General features: G+C 62.9%; 18 protein-coding genes. 9 read left to right on the top strand and 9 right to left on the bottom strand.

What is annotated here, in order from left to right; all coding sequences use genetic code 11:
* Nucleotides 1–59: 59 nt before the first annotated feature.
* The 4 genes from K1567_RS21680 to K1567_RS21665 form a co-directional block, all read right to left on the bottom strand.
* Nucleotides 60–527: a VUT family protein gene (locus K1567_RS21680; protein ID WP_034100344.1), complete on the bottom strand. Its 468-nt coding sequence runs from the start codon at nucleotides 525–527 to the stop codon at nucleotides 60–62.
* 137 nt (nucleotides 528–664) lie between these two features.
* Entirely contained in the window at nucleotides 665–880 is a 216-nt protein-coding gene (locus K1567_RS21675; RefSeq protein WP_034100345.1) for a DUF1289 domain-containing protein, read from the bottom strand.
* Nucleotides 877–1,401 (bottom strand): gamma carbonic anhydrase family protein, encoded by a 525-nt coding sequence (locus tag K1567_RS21670; RefSeq protein ID WP_034139191.1) that lies wholly within the window; start codon nucleotides 1,399–1,401, stop codon nucleotides 877–879. The genes K1567_RS21675 and K1567_RS21670 overlap by 4 nt, the downstream gene beginning before the upstream one ends.
* 36 nt (nucleotides 1,402–1,437) lie before the next feature.
* Nucleotides 1,438–2,040: a CoA pyrophosphatase gene (locus K1567_RS21665; protein ID WP_034100348.1), complete on the bottom strand. Its 603-nt coding sequence runs from the start codon at nucleotides 2,038–2,040 to the stop codon at nucleotides 1,438–1,440.
* Between the two features lie 147 nt (nucleotides 2,041–2,187).
* On the opposite strand from K1567_RS21665, the gene K1567_RS21660 reads away from it, so the two are divergent.
* The 8 genes from K1567_RS21660 to K1567_RS21625 all read left to right on the top strand — a co-directional run bounded on the left by K1567_RS21660 (nucleotide 2,188) and on the right by K1567_RS21625 (nucleotide 16,542).
* Nucleotides 2,188–2,736, top strand: a complete 549-nt coding sequence (locus K1567_RS21660; RefSeq protein WP_034115015.1) for an NUDIX hydrolase — start codon at nucleotides 2,188–2,190, stop codon at nucleotides 2,734–2,736.
* A 35-nt stretch (nucleotides 2,737–2,771) separates the two neighbouring features.
* A complete protein-coding gene (locus K1567_RS21655) occupies nucleotides 2,772–3,275 on the top strand; it encodes a murein L,D-transpeptidase family protein (RefSeq protein WP_213547939.1) in 504 nt (167 codons plus the stop codon).
* 263 nt (nucleotides 3,276–3,538) lie between these two features.
* Nucleotides 3,539–4,270 (top strand): GntR family transcriptional regulator, encoded by a 732-nt coding sequence (locus tag K1567_RS21650; RefSeq protein WP_040269357.1) that lies wholly within the window; start codon nucleotides 3,539–3,541, stop codon nucleotides 4,268–4,270.
* Nucleotides 4,271–4,323: 53 nt separating this feature from the next.
* A complete protein-coding gene (gene nagA / locus K1567_RS21645; protein WP_220698845.1) occupies nucleotides 4,324–5,430 on the top strand; it encodes an N-acetylglucosamine-6-phosphate deacetylase in 1,107 nt (368 codons plus the stop codon).
* Nucleotides 5,411–6,433, top strand: coding sequence for an SIS domain-containing protein (locus tag K1567_RS21640; protein WP_152331837.1), 1,023 nt, complete (start codon nucleotides 5,411–5,413; stop codon nucleotides 6,431–6,433). The genes nagA and K1567_RS21640 overlap by 20 nt, the downstream gene beginning before the upstream one ends.
* 36 nt (nucleotides 6,434–6,469) lie before the next feature.
* Entirely contained in the window at nucleotides 6,470–8,980 is a 2,511-nt protein-coding gene (gene ptsP, locus K1567_RS21635) for a phosphoenolpyruvate--protein phosphotransferase (RefSeq protein ID WP_220698844.1), read from the top strand.
* 27 nt (nucleotides 8,981–9,007) lie between these two features.
* The gene (gene nagE / locus K1567_RS21630; RefSeq protein WP_220698843.1) at nucleotides 9,008–10,702 is read left to right on the top strand and encodes an N-acetylglucosamine-specific PTS transporter subunit IIBC; all 1,695 of its coding nucleotides are present in this window, start codon (nucleotides 9,008–9,010) and stop codon (nucleotides 10,700–10,702) included.
* Between the two features lie 92 nt (nucleotides 10,703–10,794).
* Complete coding sequence (locus tag K1567_RS21625; RefSeq protein WP_220698842.1) at nucleotides 10,795–16,542, top strand: membrane-targeted effector domain-containing toxin; 5,748 nt, start codon at nucleotides 10,795–10,797, stop codon at nucleotides 16,540–16,542.
* A gap of 67 nt (nucleotides 16,543–16,609) precedes the next feature.
* On the opposite strand, the gene K1567_RS21620 is transcribed toward K1567_RS21625, so the two are convergent.
* Both K1567_RS21620 and purL read right to left on the bottom strand, forming a co-directional pair.
* A complete protein-coding gene (locus K1567_RS21620; protein ID WP_220698841.1) occupies nucleotides 16,610–16,921 on the bottom strand; it encodes a YqfO family protein in 312 nt (103 codons plus the stop codon).
* 4 nt (nucleotides 16,922–16,925) lie between these two features.
* A complete protein-coding gene (purL, locus tag K1567_RS21615; protein WP_047882468.1) occupies nucleotides 16,926–20,822 on the bottom strand; it encodes a phosphoribosylformylglycinamidine synthase in 3,897 nt (1,298 codons plus the stop codon).
* Between the two features lie 286 nt (nucleotides 20,823–21,108).
* On the opposite strand from purL, the gene mltF reads away from it, so the two are divergent.
* Nucleotides 21,109–22,569 carry a membrane-bound lytic murein transglycosylase MltF gene (mltF, locus tag K1567_RS21610; protein ID WP_167416632.1) on the top strand — a complete coding sequence of 487 codons (1,461 nt, stop codon included), beginning with the start codon at nucleotides 21,109–21,111 and terminating at the stop codon, nucleotides 22,567–22,569.
* Between the two features lie 39 nt (nucleotides 22,570–22,608).
* On the opposite strand, the gene K1567_RS21605 is transcribed toward mltF, so the two are convergent.
* The 3 genes from K1567_RS21605 to K1567_RS21595 form a co-directional block, all read right to left on the bottom strand.
* Nucleotides 22,609–22,887, bottom strand: coding sequence for a PTS transporter subunit EIIB (locus K1567_RS21605; protein WP_169868824.1), 279 nt, complete (start codon nucleotides 22,885–22,887; stop codon nucleotides 22,609–22,611).
* A 2-nt stretch (nucleotides 22,888–22,889) separates the two neighbouring features.
* Complete coding sequence (gene ptsP / locus K1567_RS21600; protein WP_220698840.1) at nucleotides 22,890–25,406, bottom strand: phosphoenolpyruvate--protein phosphotransferase; 2,517 nt, start codon at nucleotides 25,404–25,406, stop codon at nucleotides 22,890–22,892.
* 61 nt (nucleotides 25,407–25,467) lie between these two features.
* A complete protein-coding gene (locus tag K1567_RS21595; RefSeq protein WP_047882466.1) occupies nucleotides 25,468–26,688 on the bottom strand; it encodes a carbohydrate porin in 1,221 nt (406 codons plus the stop codon).
* Nucleotides 26,689–26,760 lie beyond the last annotated feature (72 nt).

The raw sequence follows: 26,760 nt of genomic DNA, 5'->3' as shown, positions 1-26,760 counted from the left end.
CAGGGGAGCGGATCATGGGGAGAAAGGCCGGCATTTTACATGAACTGTAAAAATTGGCCTCAGTTGGCGACCGCCCGTTTGCGCACGCGCCAGGCCATGATCAGCCACACCGCAGTGACCCCGGCGAATTTCGACACCAGCGCGGTGCCCACCACCATCGGCGTCAACGCGCCGATCAGGCCGAAGAAGATAAACGTATCGAGGGGGATGCTCAGCGCCGAACTTATCCACAGGCGATCGTGGAGCGGGCGCTTGGTGATGGTGAATACCAGCCAGTCGATGCACTCGGACACCGCGAATGCCGTGGCACTGGCCAGGGCGATGGACGGGTCGGAGGTGATATAGGACAGCACCAGCGCGGCCAGCATGGCGATGATCGCACCGTGGCCGAAGCGGGTTTGCACCATGTCGCGAAGGATAAACACCAGGCCACCCCAGGCGGACCAGATCACATCCAGGTGAGGGGCGGTGGAGAAGGCGAAGTTGATCAGCACGACGCTGCTGATATAGGCGATCAGGAAGAGCATGGCGGGATGGGCCCTGTGTATAAGGGGCACAGGGTACTTCACATTAAGACAGATGTCGTCTGGGGGGCCTTATCGGGGGCAAGCCCCTCCCACACGCTTTCAAATGTGGGAGGGGGCTTGCCCCCGATAGCAATAGTTCAGGCGCCAGATTTACCAGAAGCCATAAACACCAACCCATTCGCCAAGGCCCGCTCATGGCACAAGCCCAACACTACCCGGCGCTCGGCATTAGCCATGCGACTCCAACGCGTGATTTCATCCACGGTGCGCTGGCAGCCGGTACAGATGTCGTCATCATCCAGCGCGCAAATGCTCACGCAGGGCGATGCAACAGGTCGTTCAACTGCACTCATTCTTCCTGCTCAGCCAGGTCACGGGCATAACGCTGCGAATTGTGTACATAGTGCGCGGCGCTGGCCTCTAGCATCCTCTTCTGCGCCTCGGTCAGCTCACGCACCACTTTGCCCGGCGACCCCATCACCAGCGAGCCATCGGGAATCTCCTTGCCTTCGCCGATCAGCGAGTTGGCGCCGATGATGCAATGCTTGCCAATCTTCGCGCCGTTGAGCACCACCGCATTGATGCCGATCAGGCTGTAATCGCCGACGGTGCAGCCGTGCAACATGGCGTTATGGCCGATGGTCACGCCGGTGCCGAGGGTCAGCGGGTAGCCCATGTCGGTGTGCATCACGCTGCCATCCTGCACGTTGCTGTTCTTGCCGATCAGGATCAGTTCGTTGTCGCCGCGCAATACCGCGTTGAACCAGACGTTGGCGCCCTCCTCCAGTTTGACCTTGCCCACCAGCGTGGCGTTGGGCGCCACCCAGCTGTGTGGATGGGTCTCGACGCGGGCATCGCCCAGGCGGTATTTCATGGTGTTCCCTCACGGCGTTGCCATTGAATGGATGGCTTATTTATGGATAAAGCTCTTGGGCGGCTGGTGCAGGCTGATCTGCGCGTCGTCATAGAGCAGGTTGATCAGCTCGACGATCATGATCGCCGTCAGCCCCCAAATCTTGTATTCACCGAAACGGTAGCTGGGCACGTACCAACTGCGGCCCTGGTAATCGATTCGGTGGGTATGCTCCCGCGGGTCCTGTCGGAAAAAATCCAACGGGACGCTGAAGACCGCGGCAATCTCGGCATCGTTGGCCAGGTACTCCACGTAATCCGGAATCACACCTACGTAGGGGGTGACGCGGATACCGTGCAAGGAGATCAGCGGACTGAGTGGCCCGATGACCTCCACCAGGCCCGGCGCCAAGCCGATTTCTTCTTCGGCTTCACGCAGGGCGGTAAAGACCAGGTCCGGGTCTTCCGGGTCGCGACGCCCGCCGGGAAAGGCCACTTCGCCACCATGGGTCGACAGGCCGCTGGCGCGCAGGGTCAGGATCAGCTCAGGTTCGTCACTGCGGGTAATCGGCACCAGCACGGCGGCCTCGGGGAAACGTCCGTCGGTCTCCAACGTGTGCGGCGTGTGGTTGCTTACCCGGCGAAGTAGCTCGTCCAGCATGAGTCATCTCGATCTGTTGGCTACCTGGCATCATGCACCAAAGCGTGCAGGCGCCCAACCCCAAAACCATGACCGTGTCGCGAAACGACAACTTGCAGGAACGCCTGACCCCAAGCCAAGATGGATGGACTTTCCAGGAACCCCAGCATGAAATTCTGCAGCCAGTGCGGTAAACCGGTGACCCAACGCATTCCCGACGGCGACGCGCGCCTGCGCTATGTGTGCGATCACTGTTCGACCATTCATTATCAGAACCCCAACATCGTCGCCGGCACCGTGCCGGTGTGGGGCGATCAAGTGCTGTTGTGCCGCCGCGCCATCGAGCCGCGCCTGGGTTACTGGACCCTGCCCGCCGGTTTCATGGAGAACGGCGAAACCGTGGAACAGGCCGCTATGCGCGAAACCCTGGAGGAAGCCTGCGCCCGCGTACGGGACTTGAGCATCTATACCTTGATCAATGTGCCGCATATCAGCCAGGTGCATATTTTCTACCGTGCCGAGCTGATCGACCTGGACTTCGCCGCCGGCGCCGAAAGCCTGGAAGTGAAGCTGTTCGCCGAGGCTGACATCCCTTGGTCCGAGCTGGCTTTCCGCACCGTCGGGCGTACCTTAGAATGCTTCTTCGCTGACCGCCGCCAGCACGCCTACCCAGTGCGCAGCGAGTCGGTGCCGCCACTTGCCAAACCCGCCCAATAACAACGGCAGACGGCCTTCAAAGGGAAATCGTTTCAATGCGTTGGTTGCTTGCTCTGTTCTGCCTGTCGTTCGCCATGTTGTCGTCAGCCTCCACCCTGCAAACCGCGAGCGGTAAAACGGTCGAGAAGGTGCTGGTGCTCAAGTCCGCTCATCAATTGCAGTTGATCAATGACGGCAAGCCTTTCAAGACTTATCGCATTTCCCTGGGCAAAAACCCCAAAGGCCACAAACTGATCGAAGGCGACCGCCGTACCCCCGAAGGGCTGTACTGGATCGACTGGCGCAAGACCAGCGAGCGCTTCAACCTGGCCATGCACATTTCCTACCCCAATATCAGCGATGCCGCACACGCGCGCCGTGAAGGCGTGAAGCCCGGCAGCATGATCATGATCCACGGCACCCCCGACACCGAGGACTACCCGGAGCAGTGGTTTCATACCCTGGACTGGACCGACGGCTGCATCGGCATGCGCAACGTCGACATGCGCGAAGTCTGGAACCTGGTCAAAGACGGCACCCTGATCGAGATCCGGCCGTAACCGTCGACCGCTCGTAAAATAATTCAAAAACTTCTATCGCCCCTGGCGAGGCCTAACGGTGAATACCAGTTCACCGCGCGGGCCTGTGCATTTCTGCGCGCCACAAAGACCTCTCTAATACCACTTACCAAACAGCACCAATATCGCGCCCTAAATCATGGATTCGCACCGTTTTGGCAGCATTGACATGGTATCTAAGTGGTATTAGCTTGCGCCCCATACCGAGTGCCAAAACACCAATAACCGCATCGGACACCTCACAAATGAACCACATCCTCACCCTGCGCCCCGACGACAAACAATCCACGCCGCTGTACCTGCAATTGGCGCGCAATCTGGAGGCCGCCATTCATGCCGGTCGATGGACGTCCGAACAAGCCCTGCCGTCGGAGCGAACACTCAGCGAGCAGTTGAGCATTTCGCGGGTTACTGCGCGCAAGGCGCTGGAAGTGTTGCTCAGCCAGGGCCTGATCCGCCGCAGCCAGGGCTCCGGGACGTTTATCACGCCGCGCCTGGAGCAGCCGTTGTCGCGCCTGTCGGGGTTCAGCGAGATGTTGCGCCTCAAGGGGTTCGTGCCCAGCTCACAGTGGCTGGAGCGCGAGATCACCCCGCCGACCCATGAAGAACTGATCCGCCTGGGCCTGTCGCCCACCGACAAAGTCGCGCGGCTCAAGCGCCTGCGTAAGGCCGATGACACGGTGATGGCGATCGAGATGACCACCCTGCCCGCCAGCGTACTGCCGCAGCCGCAGTCCGTCGGCAACTCGCTGTACGAATACCTGGACGGCGTCAACAAACCCATCATGCGCGCGCTGCAGCATATTCAGGCGATCAACGCCTCGGACGAGTTCGCCACCCTGGTGGGCATCGCCCCCGGCACCGCCATGCTGCTGATGACCCGGGTCGGCTACACCGCCGACAACACACCGATCGAAATCACCGACACCTACTGTCGCAACGACTACTACGACTTCGTCGCCGAACTTCGACGTTAAAACGCCCTGCGGCGCTGACGTTGCGACCCCTTGCGAGACACAGAGAACTGCCCATGTCCGAAGACAATATCCTTACGCCCCAAGGCTGGGTGCGCGGCCGCCTGGTGCACGAGCACGGCAAGGTCGTCGCCGTCCACGGCCAGCCGTGCGACCCGGCCGACAACGACCTGCCCTACCTGCTGCCCGGTTTTATCGACCTGCATGTACACGGCGGTGGCGGCAAGGACATCATGGAAGGCGCCACGGCCTTCGAGACCATCACCCGCACCCATGTGCGCTTCGGCACCACCTCGCTGCTGGCCACCACCATGACCGCACCGGTGGATGAAATCTCCAGTGTCCTCGGCCAGCTCGGCGCGTTCTGCGAGCAACGCCCCGTTGGCTGCGCCCGGGTACTTGGGGTGCATCTGGAAGGGCCCTACATCAATCCGGGAAAACTCGGCGCCCAACCCAACTTCGCCCACACCGCGCTGATGGTCGAAGTGGAAGCCTATCTGCGACTGGCGCCGATCCGGGTGATCACTATTGCTCCGGAAATCGCCGGCCATGACGGCCTGATCCGCGCCCTCAGCCAACGCGGCGTGCGCATGCAGATCGGTCACACCCTGGGCAGCTATGAAGAGGGCGTTGCGGCCCTAGCCGCCGGCGCTACCAGCTTCACCCATTTGTACAACGCCATGAGCCCCCTGCATCACCGCGAACCCGGCATTGTCGGCGCCGCGCTGGCCCATGCCACCTACGCCGAATTGATCCCGGATTTGCTGCACGTACACCCCGGCGCCATCCGCGTGGCGTTGCGGTCGATCCCGTGCCTGTACTGCGTCACCGACTCCACCGCCGCCGCCGGCATGCCCGACGGTGAATACAAGCTGGGCAGCCACACCGTGACCAAATGCCTGGGCGGCGTGCGTCTGGCCGACGGCACCCTGGCCGGCAGCACCCTGACCATGGATCAGGCGCTGCGCAACCTGGTGAAGATCGGCCTGCCGCTTCACGAAGCCTCGCAGCGCCTGTCGCAATTCCCCGCGGATTACCTGGGCCTGGAAGAACGCGGCCGCCTGCAACCCGGCAGCTTTGCCGACTGCGTGCGCCTGGACCGTTCCCTGCACCTCACTGACGTAATGGTCGAAGGAGACACCATTGACTTCAAAAATGCTTGAAGAGGCCCTGGCCTCCGCTGACGCGGTTGCCGCGCAGTTGCAACGTTTGGATCCGTTGCTGGAAGAGATTGCCGGTCGCCTGCGTCGCCAGCCGCCGCAAGTGGCGATGACCATCGCCCGCGGCAGCTCCGACCATGCCGCCAGTTACTTCGCCTACTTGGCCATGCAGCATGTGGGTGTGCCGGTGGCGTCGTTGCCGATGTCGGTGGTCACGTTGCTGCAAGCGCCGTTGAAGGTCAGTGGCCAGGTGGCGTTCGGGTTTTCCCAATCGGGCCAGAGCCCGGATCTGGTCAACAGCCTGCGCCTGCTGCGCAAGCGTGGCGCCTTGAGCATCTCGTTGGTCAATGCCGAAGATTCGCCCCTGGAAGCCGCGTGCGAATTCCACGTACCGCTGTGCGCCGGGCCGGAACTGAGTGTCGCCGCCACCAAGAGTTTTATCGCCACCCTCAGCGCCACGGCGCAGTTGATCGGCCACTGGAACCAGGAAGCCGAGCTGCTGCGCGCCTGCCGCGCATTGCCCGATGAATTGCGCGCCGCCGCCAAGCAGGATTGGACCCCCGCCATCAACGCCCTGCGCGACAGCCAACGCCTGATGGTGATCGGTCGTGGCGCCGGTTTCGCCATTGCCCAGGAGGCCGCGCTCAAGCTCAAGGAAACCTCGGCGATCCAGGCCGAAGCCTTCAGCAGCGCCGAAGTACGTCACGGCCCGATGGCCTTGATCGATGACAACTACCCGCTGTTGGTGTTCGCCCCGCGCGGCGCCGAGCAGGCTGGTCTGCTGAGCTTGGCCACCGACATGCGCCAACGCGGCGCCCGCGTGCTGCTGGCCGCGCCGGACGATATCGCCGAACGCGACCTGACCCTGAGCCGCGCCGAACACCCGAGCCTGGACCCGATCCTGGCGATCCAGAGTTTCTACGTGATGGCGGCCGGCCTGGCGGTGGCGCGAGGCATGGACCCGGACCAGCCGCGCCACCTGAGCAAAGTCACCCGCACCCACTGAGTCGCTTGCCGTGTTTTCCTGATGAGTACCGTGCCCATGTCCAATAACAACAATGACCTGACCCTCAGCGCCCCTTTAAGCGGGCCGGTGCTGGCCCTGCGCAATGTGCCCGACGAGGTATTCGCCAGCGGTGCCATGGGCGACGGCCTGGCCATCGATCCGTTGAACGATTGCCTGCACGCGCCGTGCGACGGCGAGATCATCCAAGTAGCCCGCACCGGCCATGCGCTGACGATCCGAGCCGACAACGGCGCCGAACTACTGATGCACGTGGGCATCGACACGGTGGCGCTCAACGGCCAGGGCTTTGCCCTGCGCGTAGAACAGGGCGCGCGGGTCAGCCGGGGCCAGGTGTTGCTGCAGTTCGACCTGGACCGCGTCGCACGCCACTGCAAAAGCCTGATCAGCCTGATCATCCTCACCAATGGCGAGCACTTCCAATTGCATCCGCTGGGGATTGATTCGGTCAAGGTCGGCGAGCCGTTGATGCAGATTACGGCGCGCGCGGCCGCTTCGGTGCGCACGGCTGTGGACAACAGCGACGCTGAAGCCAGCGCCCAGGTGCGCGTCACGCATCGGGGCGGTTTGCATGCGCGTCCGGCGGCGCTGATCCGCAAGGCGGCGCAGGGGTTCAGCAGCCAGTCACGCCTGCATTTTGCCGGGCACTCGGCGGCGTGCGACAGCTTGATGGGCGTGATGGGGCTGGGCGTGGGAGAAGGCGACGAGGTGCGCGTGACATGCCGCGGCAAGGATTGCGAAGCCGCACTGCAAGCGTTGGTGGCGGCGCTGTCCCAGCCCATCGGCGATGCCCCTCACGCGCCAGCCGCCGCCGCGCCCGTGCGGGTCACTGCCGAGGCCGGCGTGCTGCAAGGCGTGTGCGCGGCGCCCGGGCTGGTGTGCGGGCCGCTGTTGCGCATGGCCGGTGTGGAGCTGGCGCCCGATCCCGGCAATCATCAAGCCGATGAACAACTGCAGCGCCTGGACGCGGCGCTGGAACAAGTGCGCGGAGAAATCCGCGCCACCCTGGCACAGGCCCGCCACCGTAAAGCCGTGGAGGAAGAAGAGATCTTCTCCGCCCATTTGGCCTTGCTGGAAGACCCCGCGTTGCTGGACGCCGCCAACGCCGCCATCGAACGCGGCAGCGCGGCCACCCACGCCTGGCGCGATGCGATCCAGGCCCAGTGCCAGGTGTTGCTGGGCTTGGGCAAGCCGCTGTTCGCCGAACGCGCCAATGACCTGCGCGACCTGCAGCAACGGGTGCTACGTGCATTGCTTGGCGAAGCCTGGCAGTTCGAACTGCCCGCCGGGGCCATCGTCAGCGCCCATGAACTGACCCCATCGGACCTGCTGCAATTGAGTGCACAACACGCGGTGGGCCTATGCATGGCCGAAGGCGGCGCCACCTCCCATGTGGCGATCCTCGCCCGAGGCAAAGGGCTGCCGTGTGTGGTCGCCCTCGGCGCTGAAGTGCTCGACGTGCCCCAAGGCCAACGGGTGGTGCTCGACGCGGCCAATGGGCGCCTCGAATTGGCGCCCAGCGAGGCACGTCACGCCGAAGTGCATCGGATTCGCGACGCGCAAAAACGGCGGCGCCAGCAGCAACAAACCCAGGCACACCAGCCGGCGCAGACCCGCGACGGGGTGAGCATTGAAGTGGCGGCCAATGTCGCCTCCAGCGCCGAGGCACAGGTAGCGTTCGAGAACGGTGCCGATGGCGTCGGCCTGCTGCGCACCGAATTCCTGTTCGTCGACCGTCGCACCGCGCCGGATGAGCAGGAGCAACGCCAGGCCTATCAAGCGGTGCTGGATGCCATGGGCGACAAATCGGTGATCATCCGCACCATCGATGTGGGCGGTGACAAACAGCTCGACTATCTGCCGCTGCCGGCGGAAGCCAACCCGGTGCTGGGCTTGCGTGGTATTCGCCTGGCCCAGGTACGGCCCCAATTGCTCGATCAACAACTGCGCGCGCTGTTGCAAGTCACGCCGCTGGAGCGTTGCCGCATCCTGCTGCCGATGGTCAGCGAAGTCGACGAACTGCTGCACATCCGCCAGCGTCTCGACCAACTGTGTATGGAGCTGGAACTGAGCGTGCGTCCGGAACTGGGCGTGATGATCGAAGTGCCTGCCGCCGCGCTATTGGCCGAGCAACTGGCCCGGCATGCGGATTTTCTCTCCATCGGCACCAACGACCTGTCCCAGTACACCTTGGCCATGGACCGCGACCACGCGGGGCTCGCGGCCCGCGTTGATGCCCTGCACCCGGCGCTGTTGCGCCTGATCGCCCAAACCTGCGCCGGCGCGGCCAAGCACGGGCGTTGGGTCGGCGTGTGCGGCGCCCTGGCCTCCGATCCGCTCGCCACCCCGGTACTGGTGGGGCTGGGGGTCAGCGAGCTGTCCGTCAGCCCGCTTCAAATAGCCGAGATCAAAGACCGCGTCCGCCATCTGGAGGCGGCGCACTGCCGGCAACTGAGCCAAGGGCTGCTCGACCTGAGCAGTGCCGCGGCCGTTCGCCAAGCCTGTCAACGCCACTGGCCGCTGAGCTGACAACAACAAGAAAAAGGGAGACATGCCATGTACCAGCACTTTATCGAAGGCCTGCAACGCCTGGGCCGTGCACTGATGCTGCCAATTGCGATCCTGCCGATCGCCGGCCTGCTGCTGCGCCTGGGCGACACCGACCTTCTGAACATTGCGGTGATGCACGATGCCGGTCAGGCGATTTTCGCCAACCTGGCGCTGATCTTCGCCATCGGTATCGCCGTGGGTTTTGCCCGCGACAATAACGGCACCGCCGGCTTGGCCGGGGCCATCGGCTATTTGGTGATGATCTCCACCCTCAAGGTGATGGACACCACGATCAACATGGGCATGCTCGCCGGTATCGCCAGCGGCTTGATGGCCGGGGCGCTGTACAACCGCTTCAAGGACATCAAGCTGCCGGAGTACCTGGCGTTTTTCGGCGGCCGGCGGTTTGTGCCGATTGTCACCGGGTTCTCTGCCGTGGGCCTGGGCGTGGTGTTCGGCCTGATCTGGCCACCGATCCAGCATGGCATTAACAGCTTCGGCGTACTGCTGATGGAAAGCGGCAGCCTCGGCGCATTCGTATTCGGCGTGTTCAACCGCCTGCTGATCGTCACCGGTCTGCACCACATCCTCAACAACATGGCCTGGTTCGTGTTCGGCAGTTTTACCGACCCGGCCACCGGCGCGGTGGTCACGGGCGACCTGACCCGCTACTTTGCCGGCGACCCCAAGGGCGGCCAGTTCATGACCGGCATGTTCCCGGTGATGCTGTTCGGCCTGCCCGCCGCGTGCCTGGCGATGTACCGTAACGCTTTGCCGGAGCGGCGCAAGGTCATGGGCGGGATTTTCCTGTCGATGGCCCTGACATCGTTTCTGACCGGGGTGACCGAGCCGATCGAATTCGCCTTCATGTTCCTCGCGCCATTTTTATACCTGATCCATGCGGTACTGACGGGTCTGTCGATGGCCGTCACCAATATGTTGAACATCCACCTCGGCTTTACCTTCTCCGGTGGCTTTATCGATATGGTGCTGGGTTGGGGCAAGTCCACCAATGGTTGGTTGGTGGTCCCGGTCGGCTTGGCGTATGCGCTGATCTACTACAGCGTGTTCAGCTATTGCATCCGCCGCTTCAACCTGAAAACGCCGGGGCGTGAAGATATCCAAGCCGCGCCGACGCAAAACCTGACCGACGACCAACGCGCCAGCGCCTACATCCGCGCCCTGGGCGGCGCGGACAACCTGCTCAGCGTCGGCGCCTGCACCACCCGCCTGCGCTTGGACATGGTGGATCGCAACAAAGCGCTGGATGCCGACCTCAAGGCGCTGGGCGCCATGGCCGTGGTGCGCCCCGGCAACGGTGGCAGCCTGCAGGTGGTGGTCGGGCCGATGGCCGATAGCATCGCCGATGAAATTCGCTTGGCCATGCCGTCATTCGTCGCTACCGCACCGGTGGCAGCGGCACCTGTGGATAAACCGAAAGCCGTGAATGAGCAGCACGCCGAGCAATGGCTGAACGCCTTGGGCGGACGCGCGAATGTGCGCCAATTGGAAGCGCTGGCCATGACCCGCCTGCGGGTGGTGCTGGGCGATGATTCAGCCTTGTCCGAAGCGCAACTGACGGCGCTGGGCTGCCAGGGCATCAGCCAGCTCGACAGCGGCGTTTGGCACCTGCTGGTCGGTGACAAGGCAGCCGGATTGGGCGAGGCGCTGGAACGCCTGACCCGCCCGCTCAACGCCTGACCGGCGGGGGGCACCACTGACTTATCTACAGCCCGTTCACGGCGCCATTCTCCAAGCTAAGGGTTCTTTCCCTCAGCATGGAGAATGTGCCCGTGAGCACGTCCAGCCCCCCTATTGCCCCGACGTTCGATGAGATAAAGGCCTACCTCAATCAAATCGGCCAGCATCTGCTCGAATCCCCCACACTGTTGATCCCGGAGAAAGCCCCCTCGCCCGACCTGCGTTATCTCGAACGCTTGAACGGGCTGATCCGTGGTGCCCGCCGGCAATACCTTGAACATGCGCGTGTCCACTACGGAACACTGCGCGACAGCGATCTGCGCAGCGAAGCAGGACAAGCCTTGCTCGCCACCCTCAAGGCCAACCTCGATACCCGGTTGCGACAACTGGATCTGGCCCACCAGATCGACGGCAAGCCGCGCAAATCCTTTATGACCTTCGACGCCGGCTTCATCGCCCTGACCCACGAAGCCAAGCTCGGCGTGCAGGATCGGCTGTTGCACCCGCAAGAAGGCGCGATGCTGGAAAAGGTATCGCTGTACCCGACCCTGCGCCCGGGGCTGTATGCGTTGCGCTTCAGCTATCAGGAGCAGACCGTCGAGCTGGCCGGTGCGTTTGTGGTGACCGAAAAAAACCATCCCCTGCCGAGCAGCCTCACCGCCCCGCAGGATGTCGGCCAGGTGCTGCTGTTCACTCCAGCGCGGGGCGTCGAGTCATTCGATTCATTGGCGCTGCTGGACAGACGCCTGCACCAGCAGTTCGAACACCCCGCCAGCACCGAGGAATTCAGGGCGCTGCTGCCAGTGCGCTACCAAGCATTGGGCAGCAGTGGAATCTGGCCGCTGACGCTGTCGCCCATCAGCGATAAGCCGCTGTTCGAGCACGTCAACCAAGTGCTGATCGACCGGCGCACCCTGGACATCGAGCGCGCGTTAAGCCTTGTGGACAACCCGGACCAGAACGCCGCGCAACTCATTGAGGCTGTCGAGCATGCCATCGAGGCCGCCCTGCCCGACCTCACCGCCCGCCTTGAACTGCGAGCCCAGACCCTGCTCGAACGCTGCCTGCGTTACAGCGCGCCGGACTGGTACCGCAGCGCCAGCGAGGTTGCGCGCAGCACCCTGGCCGAGCGCCTCAAGGGCTACGATCAGGCGCGCCGGGCAATGCTGGAGGTGTTGAACCCGGCCACCACCCCCCGCACGCTGGCACGCTATCAATGGCTGGAACGGCTGGCGGACGAGTTGGACATCCACGACCTGGAACCCCAGCACCTGCTGGTCAGCACCCGACGCTTCGTCCCCAATGTCGGCCATTACGATCACGACCGCACGCTGATCGAGCTGGCCTTGCGCGGCCTGCACACCGACGATGAAAAGCCGGGCTCCGACTTCCTCGCCAACACCGTCCTCACCTACCAGGATGCGCCCCTGCCAGCGGCCTATCAGGATCTGAACGTCGCCTGGCTGGCGCAGCAAATGGTCACCCTGCAACCGCGCCTGGACTTCGCCGATGCACAACGCGATTTGCATGGCCGGGCAGAAGTGCGGCGCGCGGTTGAGCACATGCTCGATCAACGTATCGTCGCATTGGCGTATATCGCCCACCTGCAGGGTCATCTGCTGGAGAGCGACCTGCAACTGCTTGAGCGTCTGCGCGAAGGCACCGACCCGCAGCTCAGCGCCGCCACCGTAGGGGCCAATACCCTGTCGCTGCACGGCGCACAGCTTCAGGACCTGTGGGTGCTGCGCCGTACGAACGCCAGCGGCGTCGTGGACCGCGTGCTGCTGTGCACCCCTGAAGCGCCACGCGACCAGCAATTCAAGGCCTTCGACACGGAACGGGCCTGCCAGCAACATATCCTCGGCTGGACCCTGGACAACGGCCTGAAGGCCGCGCCGGGGAGCATGACCGATTACCTGATCACCCGCGTGCCGCTGCGTTTTCGCGCGGCCATGCAGCACGTATTAAGCAACCTGAGCCTCAAATACCACGCCGAGGAATACAAAGAGGTCACCTTCAGCACCACCGCCAGCCACGCCGAATGCCTGCAAGCGATGTCGCGCCATGTGCTGTCGGCGCGTATCGACGACTATGCGTTCAGCACCCCGAACTGGTACCGCTCGACCACCGATGAGGTGCGCAAACAACTGGTGACCGCCGCCGAGGACGCCGAAGGGGCGCTGCAGGCCTACCACGAACATCCGCTCTCGGAGGCTAATTTCCACAGCTTCAACACCTACCTCCATGACCAGGCCCGACAACGCTTGAATGGCCTGCTGGGCCGCCCAGGGAATGACGTCGACCCGGATACCGTCTGGGTCTATGCCCCGCCGACATTAGTTCTTGCCTCGCGCCCCGAACCGTTGACCTACACCCAATTGTTTCGCGACGGCTACGCCGACGGGGTGGGCTTTCTCGATGAGAAATTTTCCCGCTCGGCCACCTTCAGGGGCCCGGAGGGTATCGACCTGAGCGCACTGACCGCCGAAAAGGTCGCGCGCTCGGTCACAGGGGTGTGGATCGGTCAGCGCTATACAGACAAAGTCAGACGCGAGCTGCTGAATGCCGACAGCCCGGCCTATGACTTCCGGCGCAATGCCATTCTGGCCATCACCCAACGCCAGTTGCTCAGTGCCGCCATCGAGGCGCAGCTCAAAGGCGACATCGCCGGGGTGGACTTGAATTGGCTGAAAAAAAGCATCGCCAGCCTGGGCGACACCACCGTGCAAACCCGCAAGACCTACGCCATCCACCGCTTGATGATCGATGGCGATTGGGTGATCGACACCTACCTGTTCAGCCACGCCGACAACCCGGTCCTGCTGTACACCCCGCAAGCGCCCGACGGCATCAGCTTTCGCGAGGCTCGGCTGTTCAATTACCTGCTCAAGACCCAGCCCGGCTGGATCGGCTACCTGGTCAACCGGGTCGGCGTTCAATCCCAGGCGCGAGTACGCAGCTTTCTGGAAGAAGCGCGGCGCCTACTGCCCGCGCACTTGGATAGAACCGGCCTCAGTCCGGCGCGCTACGACCCCATAGCCGGCGTGCCGCCTGTTACCGACCTGCGTCAGCTGCTGTACAACATGAAACTGCAACGCAAGATCGACAACGTCACGGGCACCACGGTCAACCGCACGCAAATGGTGACCGGCATTCTCTGGACCTGTGTGGAATGGGTCACCGCTATCGCCACCGCGCCCTACCCGGTGCTGAGCCTGAGTACCGGGATGTTGCTGGCTTTCAAGGACGCCATGCTCGCCCTGCACGCCTATCACCAGGGCGACACCGGCGCGACACTGGAACACCTAGCCGGGTACCTGTTCAACAGCGCCGGCGCGGTGTTCACCGACTTGCGCCCGGTATTGCGCGGCCTCAAGCCGACTGGCAAACCGTTGCGTCTGGCCGCAGCCAAGAACGAACACCTGCGCGCCATGAAATTGATCCGGCAACTGGAGCCCGCCCCTGCGGTGCCCGCCAACATGCAGCCGGTGATGTTCGAAGGGCAAGCCTTGTGGGCGAGCCGTACGCCGGATGTGATCGGGCGCTATTTGCTGTATCGGCTCGATCCGCTCAGCGGCAAGTTGGTCTCGACCACCCGCGTGGCCGCCCCCAATGCCGAGGGCGTCTGGCGTCGTACCGGAGTGGCCGGCGGCGGCCCGAAATATGAAGCGCTGCCAGAGACACCACAACCGTTTGCCCAGTATGAAATGCCGGAGAAACACTGGCGCGACCTGACGACGGTGATCAACCCGAACGTGCGCGAAGAACTCATACGGCTGGGCCGCGAACGCGACGTGCCGGCCTATACGGTGTTGTCGTCCGCGGCCGACAGCGTGAAACACTTGCAGCCGGTTTACGTGCAAAAAGTCGAGCAGCTGATCAAGGATGCGCGCAATTTTTTCCGATTCCTCGACCCGATCCCCACACGCGCGCCCGCGCCCCCCAAAGAGGCGAGCACAACCTTCAGGCAACTGCTCGACAGCGATGTGTTCGCCGGCAACAAGAACCTGGTCATTGGGGCGGTACCCGGCTCCATCGCCAGTAAACAGGTGCTGATGCAACAGATGGACGCCCTGATCGAAAAAGGCTTCAAGCGCCTGTACGTGGAATACCTGCCGGGGGACGTGTTCCGGCCGAAACTGGAGAAATTCAACAAGGGCCAGTCCTGGCGGCACATCCAACAGCATATGCGGAGTATCGACAGCGCCTTCGGCATCGCCGACGACGCCGAGTTTTCCTACGCTGCCCTGCTAGGTAAAGCGCAGGAAAAAAAGGTGAAAATCTGCGCCCTTGATGCCACGACGTCCTATCAACTCGAAGACTCGCTGACCCTGCTCGGTAATACGCCGTCCACCACGCCACGGGGCAATGACCTGAGAAACTTCTACTCCCATAAAGTGATTCAAGCCGACAGCGTCGACGCCATGGATGAACGCTGGGTGGCCTTGGTCGAACCGTCCCGGATGCGCAGCTTCAATCAAACCCCGGGGCTGGCCGACCTGCACAATGCGGTGGCGTTGCGCATCGACGACGTGGGTGCGAACCAACCTGTCGGCCTTTGGCTGGATACTCCCGGCGCGATTCCCGGCGATGGACTGGCCAAGGCCGATTACCGTATGACCCTGCACACCGGCTACAAAGCCCCCCAACCCAGTATCGCGGAGAGTGCACCCCAGCCCGGTCACTTCAGTGAGTTCGACATTGCGCCGACCTTCAGGGACGACATCGCCAGCCTGGCCGAACACCCCAGGGGCCTGGACACGCGTTACGCCCCCAGCGGTGCCCGCAGTCGTGAAGCATTCGATGCCTTTGTGGCGCTACGCACGCAGTTGAAGGCCAAGGCCCGAGCGTTTTTTGCCGACTATCACGCCACGCCCCGACCGGAACTGCCGCACCTGAGAACGGACACCACACCGGAAGCTTTCCTCAAGCAGGTCAGTGACAGCACGTTCTCGGGGCTGGTGATTGGCGAAGCCCACTCGGCCCAGGCCAGCAAAGCGTTCCTGCGCAAACAGATGAAGACCCTCAAGCAACAAGGCTTCAAAACCTTATATGTCGAGCACCTGCTGACCGACCTGCATCAGGCACAACTGGACCTGTTCCATCGCACCCAGCGCCTGCCCGACGAACTCAAGGCTTACCTCAAGCGCCAGGACAGCGGGCATATGCCGCTGTACCGAGGCCCTAACAGTTATTCCGAAGTGATTCAGGCCGCCGGCAAATATGGCATTCGCGTTCGCGCCCTGGACTGCACCGCCAGCTATCACGTCAAAGGCCTGGAGGGCATCACCGATCGCAATCAACTGTTCAGCTATTTTGCCGCTCAGGTAATCAAGGCCGACCAGACGGCCCATGGCCCGCACAAATGGGTGGCGTTCGTAGGTAGCGGCCACACCAATACCCAGCTCGGGGTGCCGGGGCTGGCCGAATTGCAGGGCGCCATCAGCCTGCATATTCGCGACGTCGCGCCCACCCTGTCGCGCAGCCTGCATCGCGGTTATTGGGAGACGGACATTCAGGGCGCCTACTGGATTGCCGTGCGTAGCGACTTCAAGCTGGACGTCGGTATCGCAGGCACCCAGACGCCCCTGCCCTTTCCTGCCGCTGACCGCTCGAAACTGACTCGACCCGGTTTCTTTCTGGTGGAACGCCCATCAGCTGCCGAAACCAACATCCTGCACCGCTCCCGTAGCGGCGAGATCGTTTCCACGCCCATCCAGGTGGATGACAACGGGCTGTTTTTCATCGACCGCTGGAACATGAAAGAACAGCGCTTCGAGTTCCAGAACACCCTGATCGAAGCCTTGAGGGAAGAGGTGAAACTGACACCGGCCCCCTGAACACCGGCCACAAAAAACCCGCCGACCATAAAGGCTCGGCGGGTTGCTTGGAGTGGCTGCCGGCAGATCAGAAATCCGCCAACGACCACACTTCATACGCAGGTGTTTCGTAGGGATGGCTGACCTTTAACGCAGCCACTGCGGCTACGATCAAATCGTCCGCCACCACCATCTCAACTTTCCACTCATCGACCACTTCAACCTCGCCGACTTGCCCGAGAAACGGCTGGCTGCCGTCCAACGCGCGAAACTGGCCGCGGCCCAGTACTTTCCAGGCGCAGCTGTCGTAGTCGCCGATGCGCCCGCCGCCAGCTGCAAAGACGGCGGTTTTCACCGTCTCCACATGGCTGTCGGGCACAAAGAAGCTGAGCTTGTACACCGCCTCAGTTCACCCACACGCGCGCGTTGCGGAACATGCGCATCCAGGCACCGTCTTCGTTCCACTCTTCAGGACGCCACGAGTTCTGCACCGCGCGGAACACGCGCTCCGGGTGCGGCATCATGATGGTCACGCGGCCGTCGCGGCTGGTCAGGCCGGTGATCCCACGCGGCGAGCCGTTCGGGTTGGCCGGGTAGGTCTCGGTGACCTTGCCGTGGTTGTCGACGAAACGCAGGGCCACGGTGCCGGACAGGTCGGCTTCCAGCAGTGCCTCTTCGCTTTCGAACTCGGCATGGCCTTCACCGTGGGCGATGGCGATCGGCATGCGCGAACCGGCCATGCCTTGCAGGAAGATCGAGTTGGACTCCTGCACCTGCACCATGGCGACACGGGCTTCGAACTGCTCGGAGCGGTTGCGCACAAAGTGCGGCCAGAACTCACTGCCCGGGATCAGCTCGTGAAGGTTGGACATCATCTGGCAACCGTTGCACACACCCAGGGTGAAGCTGTCGTTGCGCTCGAAGAAGCCCTGGAACGCATCGCGGGCACGGCTGTTGAACAGCGCCGACTTGGCCCAGCCTTCGCCGGCACCCAGCACGTCGCCATAGGAGAAACCGCCGCAGGCCACCAGGCCCTTGAACTCGTTGAGGTCGACGCGACCGGCGAGGATGTCGCTCATGTGCACGTCGATCGCATTGAAGCCGGCGCGGTCGAACGCCGCCGCCATTTCCACCTGACCGTTGACGCCCTGCTCACGCAGCACCGCCACCTGTGGGCGGATGCCTTTCTTGATGTACGGCGCGGCGATGTCCTGGTTGACGTCGAAGCTGAGCTTGGTGCTCAGGCCCGGGTTGTCTTCTTCCAGGATCACGTCGAATTCCTGCTCGGCGCAGTCGGCGTTATCGCGCAGGCGTTGGATCTGGTAGCTGGTCTCGGCCCACTGGCGTTGCAGCAGACGACGCTGGCCGCTGAACACGGTGTCGCCGTTGAAGGAGATATTGATTTCGCCGTTGTTGATCGGCTGACCGATCACCGCGACGCAATCGGCCAGGCCGGCCGCGCTGAACTGAGCCAGCACATCCGGAGTGGCGTCCTGACGGACCTGGATCACTGCACCCAACTCTTCGTTGAACAGGATGCCGTTGATCTCGGACGCATCCTCGGCAACGCTGTCGAGCACGATGTTCAGGCCGCAGTGACCGGCGAAGGCCATTTCCACGACGCTGGTCAGCAAGCCGCCGTCGGAACGGTCGTGGTAGGCCAGCAGGTGGCCGTCGGCGTTAAGGCCCTGGATCACGGCGAAGAAGGCTTTGAGGTCTTCGGCGTCGTCGACGTCCGGGGCCTGCTTGCCGAGCTTGCCGTGGGTCTGCGCCAGGATCGAGGCGCCCATGCGGTTCTGGCCACGGCCCAGGTCGATCAGCACCAGGTCAGTGGTGCCCTTGTCCATGCGCAGTTGCGGGGTGAGGGTCTGGCGGATGTCGGTAACCGGCGCAAAACCGGTGACGATCAGCGACAGCGGCGAGGTGACGCTCTTGTCGGTGCCGTCTTCGTTCCAGCGGGTGGCCATGGACATCGAGTCCTTGCCCACCGGGATGGTAATGCCCAGCTCAGGGCACAGCTCCATGCCGACGGCTTTCACGGTGTCGTACAGGCGCGCGTCTTCACCCGGGTGGCCGGCGGCGGACATCCAGTTGGCCGACAATTTGATGTCAGACAGCTTGCCGATGCGCGATGCGGCGATGTTGGTGAGGGTTTCGCCAATGGCCATGCGGCCCGACGCCGGAGCGTCCAGCAGGGCCAGCGGGGTACGCTCGCCCATGGCCATGGCTTCACCGGTATAAACGTCGAAGCTGGTGGCGGTGACGGCCACGTCAGCCACCGGGACCTGCCACGGGCCGACCATTTGGTCACGGGCCACCAGGCCGGTGATGGTGCGGTCGCCGATGGTGATCAGGAAGCTCTTGCTCGCCACGGCCGGGTGATGCAGCACGCGTTCGATGCTGTCGGCCAGTTCCAGCTTGCTTGGGTCGAAATCATCGCCCAGTTCGGTTTCACGTACCGCCGAACGGTGCATGCGCGGGGCTTTGCCCAGCAGCACTTCGAGGGGCATGTCCACCGGGCTGTTGCCGAAGTGGCTGTCGGTGACGGTCAGTTGCGGTTCGGCAGTGGCTTCGCCGACCACGGCAAATGGGCAGCGCTCACGCTCGCAGATGGCCTGGAAGCGCGCGAAGTCGTCGGCGCCGACGGCCAGCACGTAACGCTCCTGGGATTCGTTGCTCCAGATTTCGTGCGGGGCCATGCCCGGCTCGTCGTTTGGAATATTGCGCAGTTCGAAGCGGCCGCCACGGTCGCCATCGTTGACCAGCTCCGGGAAGGCGTTGGACAGACCGCCCGCGCCGACGTCGTGAATAAAGCTGATGGGGTTCTTGTCACCCAGTTGCCAGCAACGGTCGATGACTTCCTGGCAACGGCGTTCCATTTCCGGGTTTTCGCGCTGTACGGACGCGAAGTCCAGGTCCGCCGAGCTGGTGCCGGTGGCCATGGAGGAAGCAGCGCCGCCGCCCAGGCCGATCAGCATCGCCGGGCCGCCGAGCACGATCAGCTTGGAGCCGACCAGGATCTCGCCTTTCTTGACGTGTTCTTCACGGATGTTGCCCATACCGCCGGCCAGCATGATCGGCTTGTGGTAACCGCGCACTTCATCGCCACGGGGGGTGGTGATGGACTGTTCAAAGGTACGGAAGTAGCCGGTCAGGGCCGGACGGCCGAACTCGTTGTTGAACGCGGCACCGCCCAGCGGGCCTTCGATCATGATGTCCAGCGCGGTGACGATGCGCTCGGGCTTGCCGTACGGCACTTCCCACGGCTGTTCGAAGCCCGGGATCTGCAGGTTGGAGACGGTAAAACCGGTGAGGCCGGCCTTGGGCTTGGCGCCGCGACCGGTAGCACCTTCGTCGCGGATCTCGCCGCCGGAACCGGTGGCTGCGCCTGGGAACGGGGCAATCGCGGTCGGGTGGTTGTGGGTCTCGACCTTCATCAGGATATGCACCGGCTCCTGCACCGCGCCGTACTGGCGGGTCTCGGGGTCCGGGAAGAAACGGCCGGCGACGGAGCCGACGATTACCGAGGCGTTGTCCTTATAAGCAGAAAGAACGCCTTCGCTGTGCATCACGTAGGTGTTCTTGATCATGCCGAACAGGCTTTTTTCCTGGCTTTCGCCGTCGATGTCCCAACTGGCGTTGAAGATCTTGTGGCGGCAATGCTCGGAGTTGGCCTGGGCGAACATCATCAGTTCGATGTCGTGGGGGTTGCGCTTGAGGCCGTTGAAGGCGTTGACCAGATAGTCGATCTCGTCTTCGGCCAGGGCCAGGCCCAGTTCGGTATTGGCCTTCTCGAGGGCGGCGCGGCCACCGCCGAGCACATCAATCGCGGTCAGCGGCTTGGGCTCGGCATGGCTGAACAGACCGGCGGCCTGTTCCAACTGGCCGACGATGATCTGGGTCATGCGGTCGTGCAGGCTGCTGGCGATCAGCTCGGCTTCGGCCTCGCTGAACTGCCCGGCGACGTAGAAGGCGATACCGCGTTCCAGGCGCTGGATATTCGACAGGCCGCAGTTGCGGGCAATGTCGCTGGCCTTGCTCGACCAGGGCGAGATGGTGCCGAACCGTGGCAGAACCAGGAACAAGCGGCCGGTCGGCTCTTGAACGGGAACGCTTGGGCCGTACTTCAGAAGGCGTGCCAGCACTTGCTGTTCGTCGGCGGTCAAAACGCCGCTCACGTCGGCGAAGTGAGCAAATTCAGCGTACAAGCCTGTAACAGCTGGAACCTTCTGGCTCAGTTGCTCAAGGAGTTTGCTGTGGCGAAAGGCAGAAAGGGCAGGAGCGCCGCGCAGGATCAACATCTTCGGGACAGCCTCGGGAAGGGGTGTGCTTTGAGGCCGTGCATTCTAGCGTAAACCGCCGCCAACGGCACCCGAAACGGTATCGCTGGCCGCTGCCGAACGTCAGTTGGCCGCGATTGCACCTTATCGCGGCGTCATCCGCTGCATTCCGCGCAGTTATTTTAACCGTCACAAACGCCCGCCAACGCCCATTTCTGCGGGCTGCAGCACAGTTTTGGCGGCGCTAGCAGACAAGTCCTGCGCTGTCGAGATATGGCGCCGTGGGCCGTTTGCGTATACTGCGCAGATGTTCTCCCCAACTGCTTTGCGCCCGCGATGCGCCAGATGGCTCATCGCAACCGGACTCTTCCTGATGCTCAGCGCCTGTGTTGATAAACCCAGCACGCTCGAGCGAATCAAGGAGGATGGCGTATTGCGGGTGGTTACTCGAAACAGTCCAGCCACTTATTTCCAGGACCGCAACGGTGAAACCGGTTTCGAGTACGAACTGGTCAAGCGCTTTGCCGATGATCTTGGGGTGAAGCTGGAAATCGAGACCGCCGACAACCTTGACGACCTGTTCGGCCAGTTGGGCAAACCCAACGGCCCGGTGCTCGCCGCCGCGGGCCTGGTGAGCAGCGAACAGCGTCAGCAACAGGTGCGTTTCTCCCATCCTTATTTGGAAGTCACTCCGCAGATCATCTACCGCAACGGCCAATCGCGGCCGACCAACGCGGCGGATCTGGTGGGCAAGAAGATCATGGTGCTCAAGGGCAGCACCCACGCCGAACAACTGGCCGATCTGAAAAAGCAAAATCCTGCCATCGAATACGAAGAATCCGACGCGGTCGAGGTGGTCGATTTGCTGCGCATGGTGGACGAGGGCCAAATCGACCTGACCCTGGTGGACTCCAACGAAGTGGCGATGAACCAGGTGTATTTCCCCAATGTGCGCGTGGCCTTCGACTTGGGCAATGCCAGCAACCAGAGCTGGGCCGTGGCCGCCGGGGATGACAACAGCCTGCTCAACGAGGTCAACAGTTACCTCGACAAGGTGCAGAAGAACGGCACCCTGCAACGGCTAAAAGACCGCTATTACGGGCATGTCGACGTACTGGGTTACGTCGGCGCCTATACCTTCGCCCAGCATTTGCAGCAACGCCTGCCCAAATATGAAAAGCACTTCCGGGCATATGCCAAGGCAGAAAAGGTCGATTGGCGCCTGCTGGCGGCCATCGGTTACCAGGAATCACTGTGGCAGCCGGCCGTCACCTCCAAGACCGGCGTGCGCGGCCTGATGATGCTGACCCAGAACACCGCCCAGGCGATGGGCGTGTCCAACCGCCTGGATGCCCGGCAAAGCATCATGGGCGGCGCCAAGTACCTGGCCAAGATCAAGGACGAACTGGACGACAAGATCGCCGAACCGGACCGCACCTGGTTCGCCCTCGCCGCCTACAACGTGGGCACCGGCCATCTGGAAGACGCTCGCACGTTGGCCAAGCGCGAAGGCCTGAACCCGAACAAATGGCTGGACGTAAAGAAAATGCTACCGCGCCTGTCCCAGAAGCAGTGGTATAGCAAAACCCGCTACGGCTACGCGCGGGGCGGCGAACCTGTGCACTTCGTGGCGAACATCCGGCGCTACTACGACATTCTCACCTGGGTGACCCAGCCGCAGCTGGAAGGCAACCAGGTGGTCGAAGGCAACCTGCATGTGCCGGGTATCGACAAGACCAAGCCGCCGGAAGACACCCCGCCACTCTGAGCGCAATATTTCAGACGCCGCCAATTGGCTTTACTTGGCTCAAAGGCCGGTGAGCAGATGGACTACGCCGCCCGGTAACACCATCACGCCAGCAATACCCGACGCCCTTAACCCCGCCTCATCCAGCCGCCCCGCATCCTCCAATTGCACCCGCACCCGCGTCAGTGCCACGCGCTGTTGCGACTTGAGGTTATCCGCCCCGCCCAACGCACTCAGCACCGCGGCCGACAACTCATTCTGCGTTGGCGCGGCTACGGTTTCCGCCACCAGATCCGGAGTAAGGGCCTTCCAGAACGCCCGCTGCAATTTCTCGAACATGCTCAAAGCTCCACGACAGGTGAGGTTTCAACGGTGGCCGCCTGGTACATGCGCAATGCCTCGCGCACTTGGGCGGCTTCTTCCAGGCCCAGGACCTGACGGGCGATGATCTGGCAGTCAGCCAGGTCCAGTTCGCGCACCGTGGCCTTGATAGTGGGGATCAACGGGACGCTGACCGACAGCTCATCCACCCCCAACCCGATCAACACCGGCACCGCCAGCGCTTCGGACGCCAGCGCACCGCACACGCCCACCCACTTGCCGTGGGCATGGGCAGCCTTGACCGTTGTGTCGATCAGCCGCAATACCGCCGGGTGGAAGCTGTCGGCCTGACTGGCCAGGCGCGGATGGTCACGGTCCATGGCCAGGGTGTATTGGGTCAGGTCATTGGTGCCGATGGAGAAAAAGTCCACATGGGGAGCGAAGACGTCCGCCATCAATGCAGCGGACGGCACTTCGATCATGATGCCCAGTTTCGGTAGCGTCGCGAGCCCGAGCGCCGACGCTTCTTCTTGAAGAATCCGCCGAGCAAGGTGCAACTCAGAGAGCAGGCTGACCATCGGCAGCATGATATGCAGCCGTGCGAAACCGGCGCTGGCGAGGATCGCGCGGAACTGTTCGCGCAACAATTGCGGCCGCTCCAGGCATAGGCGAATGCCGCGCAGACCGAGGAATGGGTTGTTCTCGGCGTCCATCGGCACATAGGCCAAAGGTTTGTCACCGCCGACATCCAGGGTGCGCACCACCAGATTGCGCTCGGTGCCCAAGGCACGGGCGATGGCGGTGTAGGTGGCGGCTTGTTCGTCGGGGCTGGGGGCGCGGTTGCGGTCCAGGTAGAGAAATTCCGAACGCAGCAGGCCGACGCCTTCGCCGCCCAGGCCCAGGGACTGCTCCACTTCCGGCAACGAAGCAACGTTGGCGGTGACTTCGACATGATGCCCATCGCGGGTGATTGCAGGAACACCGGCCTGCGCCATGTCCCGCTGATGACGCAGCAGCTGTTGCGCGCGCGCCGTTTCCAACTGCTCGATTTGCGCCAGGTCCGGGTCCAACTGCAACGTACCCTGATCGGCGTCCAGCAAGACATACCGAGCATTGGCCAGCGCCAGCACTTCAGGCGACACGCCGCAAATCGCCGGCAGGCCAAGGGCCCGGGCGAGGATGGCGACATGGCTGGTGGCGCCACCGCCGACCGTGACAAAGCCCAGCACCTTGCGCGTGTCCAGGCTGGCGGTTTGCGAAGGGGTGAGTTGCTCGGCGATCAGGATCGCGCGCTCGGGCAAGTCCCAAGCGCTGTCTTGAATGCCTAGGATCAGTTTCAACACACGCTGGCCGACATCCGCCAGGTCCGCGGCCCGCTCGGCGATCAGCGCATTGCCCAAGCCCTGGAAGAGTTCCACGGTGGCGGCGGTGGCACGGTTCCAGGCAAAGGCTGCGCTCTTGCCCTCGGCCAATAATCCGTGGGCTTGTTCCAGTAATGTCGGGTCTTCAAGCAGTTCCTGATGGGCACGAAAGATCTCCGCCTGGGCACTGCCGACGGCATCGTCCTGCAAGGCTTGAAGCGCTTGGGTCGCGGCCGCCAGACCACGGGCCAACGCTGCCTGCTCAACGGCCTGCCCGGCGCCCTGCTCAGTGATGTTCAACACAGGCTCGGCCACTTGAAACACTTGGCCGAACGCCGCCCCCGGCGATGCACACACGCCCCTTAGTAGCGTGGCCGGCAACACCGGTTGCTCCGGTGCTGTCGGTGTCGTAACGGCCTCGCCACAGCCTTGCGTCAACAACGCAACCAACGCCGCGATCGCGGCCTCGGCGTCTTCCCCCGCCGCACTCACTTGCACGCTGTCGCCCTGCACGGTTTGCAGGGCCATGATCGCCACCAGCGATTTGGCATTGGCGCTCTGGGTTTGCTTGTGCAGGTAGATGCTTGCGCTAAACGCTTTCGCGGTCTGGGCCAATACAGCCGCCGGGCGGGCGTGCAGGCCGTTGGCATTCGGCAAGGTCAGCGGCTTGGAGAACAGGGCGTCGCCCTCCTCCTCATCGGCCTCTTCTATCCGATTGCCAGGGGCTACCTGCAACACGGGCTGGCCCAGTTCCACCAGGCCGCTTGCCAGAGGCGTGAAGGGCTCGCCGCTGACCACCAGCATCAGGGTCAGCACACTGCGCGCGTTGAGCGCCACATAGTCGGCATCGAATTCGATCAGGGCTTGCCCCGCCTCCACCCGCTGGCCTTCCTCGACCAGACGGATGAAGCCCTTGCCGGCCAGGCTTACAGTGTCCAGGCCGATATGCATCAGCACCTGCACGCCGTTGTCATCGGTGATGCTGACCGCATGCCCAGTATCCTGGATATTGCTGATCACCCCGGCCAGCGGCGCGCAGAGGGTCTGCGATGTTGGGTCGATGCACAGGCCGTCGCCGATCATGCGGCTGGCGAATACCGGGTCGGGCACCTTGTCCAGCGCCAGCAGTACACCCGACAAGGGCGCCCGCAATTCCAGGGTTTGCGTTGCGATCATGACTTCACCTGCTGTTTTGTTCTGTAAAAATCACGGGGTGGATGCGTATGCCAGGGGTGTCTTACTTCCACCAGTATTCAACCTGCACACCCACGTTCGACCCATGCCGCGCCGTGCCATAGGAACCGGTGTCGGACAACGCCGAGCCCGCCGCCAATTCATTCGCCGCACGCTTGGCCGCTTCGTTCCAGGTCGCATAGGTGTAGTACAAGCGCACTTCCGGTCGCGCCCAGAAATCCGGGCCTTTGGGCGACCAGGTCGGGGCGAAGGTAAATTTGCTCAGTTTGCGCGTGCCGCCGGTGGCGTCGACTTGATCGTGCCCCAGTTCGGTGACCAGTTTGAATTGTTCGCTGAGCGCATACGCAGGCCGTACGCCGATGGACATCCAGGTCTGATCCTGGCTGCCGGGCCGAATGTCCTTCTGGTACACCGCCTCGATCTGCCCACCGAAACGCGGGGTCACCTGCCAGTCGAAAAACTCCACGGCGCGATAACTTTTGCTGCTGTTGTCCAGGAAGGTATTGCCGGTGTAGCCCAGGCCGGTGCCGGGGCCTTCGCCGTACTGCACGGCGAATTTGTTCTTGCCGCCCAGGAAGGGTTTTTGCACATGCTGCGCGGTCAGCGCCCAACCGCTGTGGGTATCGCGCCCACCGGCCTTTTCGATATAGCTCAAGCCCAGCTCCAGCTCGCCGCCGGGGTTGGTCTTGAAGCCCGCGACGTTGAAATCGTGACGGGTGGCGTATTCCTTCTGGTACAGGTTGTCCTTGCGGGAAATTGCATAGCTGTACTTGAGGTCGCCGATCAGCACGTCCTCGATACCGCCGCCCGTGGCGCTCTGGTTCCAGTAGTAGAAGTCGGAAATATGGATGTCGTTACGTTTGTAGTAACGCCGACCGGCCCACAGCGAACCGCCGTTGAGGGCAGGCAGGTTCGACCATTGCGCATACATCTGCGGCATGCGCGCGGAGCCGTTGTCTTCGCCTTGGAATTTAAGGGCGCGGTCGTACTTGTTGTAGAGCGAGGCCATCGCATCGACGCTGAGTACCGAGCCATCGTCGAAGGTCAACAGGTCCTGACGCAGTTCCAGTTCGGCGTACTGCTCGCATTCGTTGCCCAGGCGGTATTTGGTTTGCGCCCCCGGCAACTGGAAACACTGCTGTGGGCCACTGCCCGTGGAAGTCCCCGCGCCACTGCGCAGGTAACCGGCGAATTCCAGGGCCTGGGCGCCGAATGGCAGACTCAGGCAGGAGGCAACGAGGCCGAGCTTTACGGTGGTTTTCATGAAGCACTCCAATATTTTTATTATGTTTTTTTGCAGCGCCCCTGCACTCCCATACAGGGGTTACAGCGGGTC

Origin of the sequence: Pseudomonas sp. S5F11 (assembly GCF_019641515.1) — a bacterium.
Lineage (GTDB): Bacteria > Pseudomonadota > Gammaproteobacteria > Pseudomonadales > Pseudomonadaceae > Aquipseudomonas > Aquipseudomonas rhodesiae.
This window is presented reverse-complemented; position numbering and strand designations above follow the sequence as displayed.

What these genes read in the sequence shown, in the direction of transcription:
- K1567_RS21680 (WP_034100344.1), bottom strand. Translation starts at nt 527, where the DNA reads ATGCTCTTCCTGATCGCCTATATCAGCAGCGTCGTGCTGATCAACTTC.
- K1567_RS21675 (WP_034100345.1), bottom strand. Translation starts at nt 880, where the DNA reads ATGAGTGCAGTTGAACGACCTGTTGCATCGCCCTGCGTGAGCATTTGC.
- K1567_RS21670 (WP_034139191.1), bottom strand. Translation starts at nt 1,401, where the DNA reads ATGAAATACCGCCTGGGCGATGCCCGCGTCGAGACCCATCCACACAGC.
- K1567_RS21665 (WP_034100348.1), bottom strand. Translation starts at nt 2,040, where the DNA reads ATGCTGGACGAGCTACTTCGCCGGGTAAGCAACCACACGCCGCACACG.
- K1567_RS21660 (WP_034115015.1), top strand. Translation starts at nt 2,188, where the DNA reads ATGAAATTCTGCAGCCAGTGCGGTAAACCGGTGACCCAACGCATTCCC.
- K1567_RS21655 (WP_213547939.1), top strand. Translation starts at nt 2,772, where the DNA reads ATGCGTTGGTTGCTTGCTCTGTTCTGCCTGTCGTTCGCCATGTTGTCG.
- K1567_RS21650 (WP_040269357.1), top strand. Translation starts at nt 3,539, where the DNA reads ATGAACCACATCCTCACCCTGCGCCCCGACGACAAACAATCCACGCCG.
- nagA (WP_220698845.1), top strand. Translation starts at nt 4,324, where the DNA reads ATGTCCGAAGACAATATCCTTACGCCCCAAGGCTGGGTGCGCGGCCGC.
- ptsP (WP_220698844.1), top strand. Translation starts at nt 6,470, where the DNA reads ATGTCCAATAACAACAATGACCTGACCCTCAGCGCCCCTTTAAGCGGG.
- nagE (WP_220698843.1), top strand. Translation starts at nt 9,008, where the DNA reads ATGTACCAGCACTTTATCGAAGGCCTGCAACGCCTGGGCCGTGCACTG.
- purL (WP_047882468.1), bottom strand. Translation starts at nt 20,822, where the DNA reads ATGTTGATCCTGCGCGGCGCTCCTGCCCTTTCTGCCTTTCGCCACAGC.
- mltF (WP_167416632.1), top strand. Translation starts at nt 21,109, where the DNA reads ATGTTCTCCCCAACTGCTTTGCGCCCGCGATGCGCCAGATGGCTCATC.
- K1567_RS21605 (WP_169868824.1), bottom strand. Translation starts at nt 22,887, where the DNA reads ATGTTCGAGAAATTGCAGCGGGCGTTCTGGAAGGCCCTTACTCCGGAT.
- ptsP (WP_220698840.1), bottom strand. Translation starts at nt 25,406, where the DNA reads ATGATCGCAACGCAAACCCTGGAATTGCGGGCGCCCTTGTCGGGTGTA.
- K1567_RS21595 (WP_047882466.1), bottom strand. Translation starts at nt 26,688, where the DNA reads ATGAAAACCACCGTAAAGCTCGGCCTCGTTGCCTCCTGCCTGAGTCTG.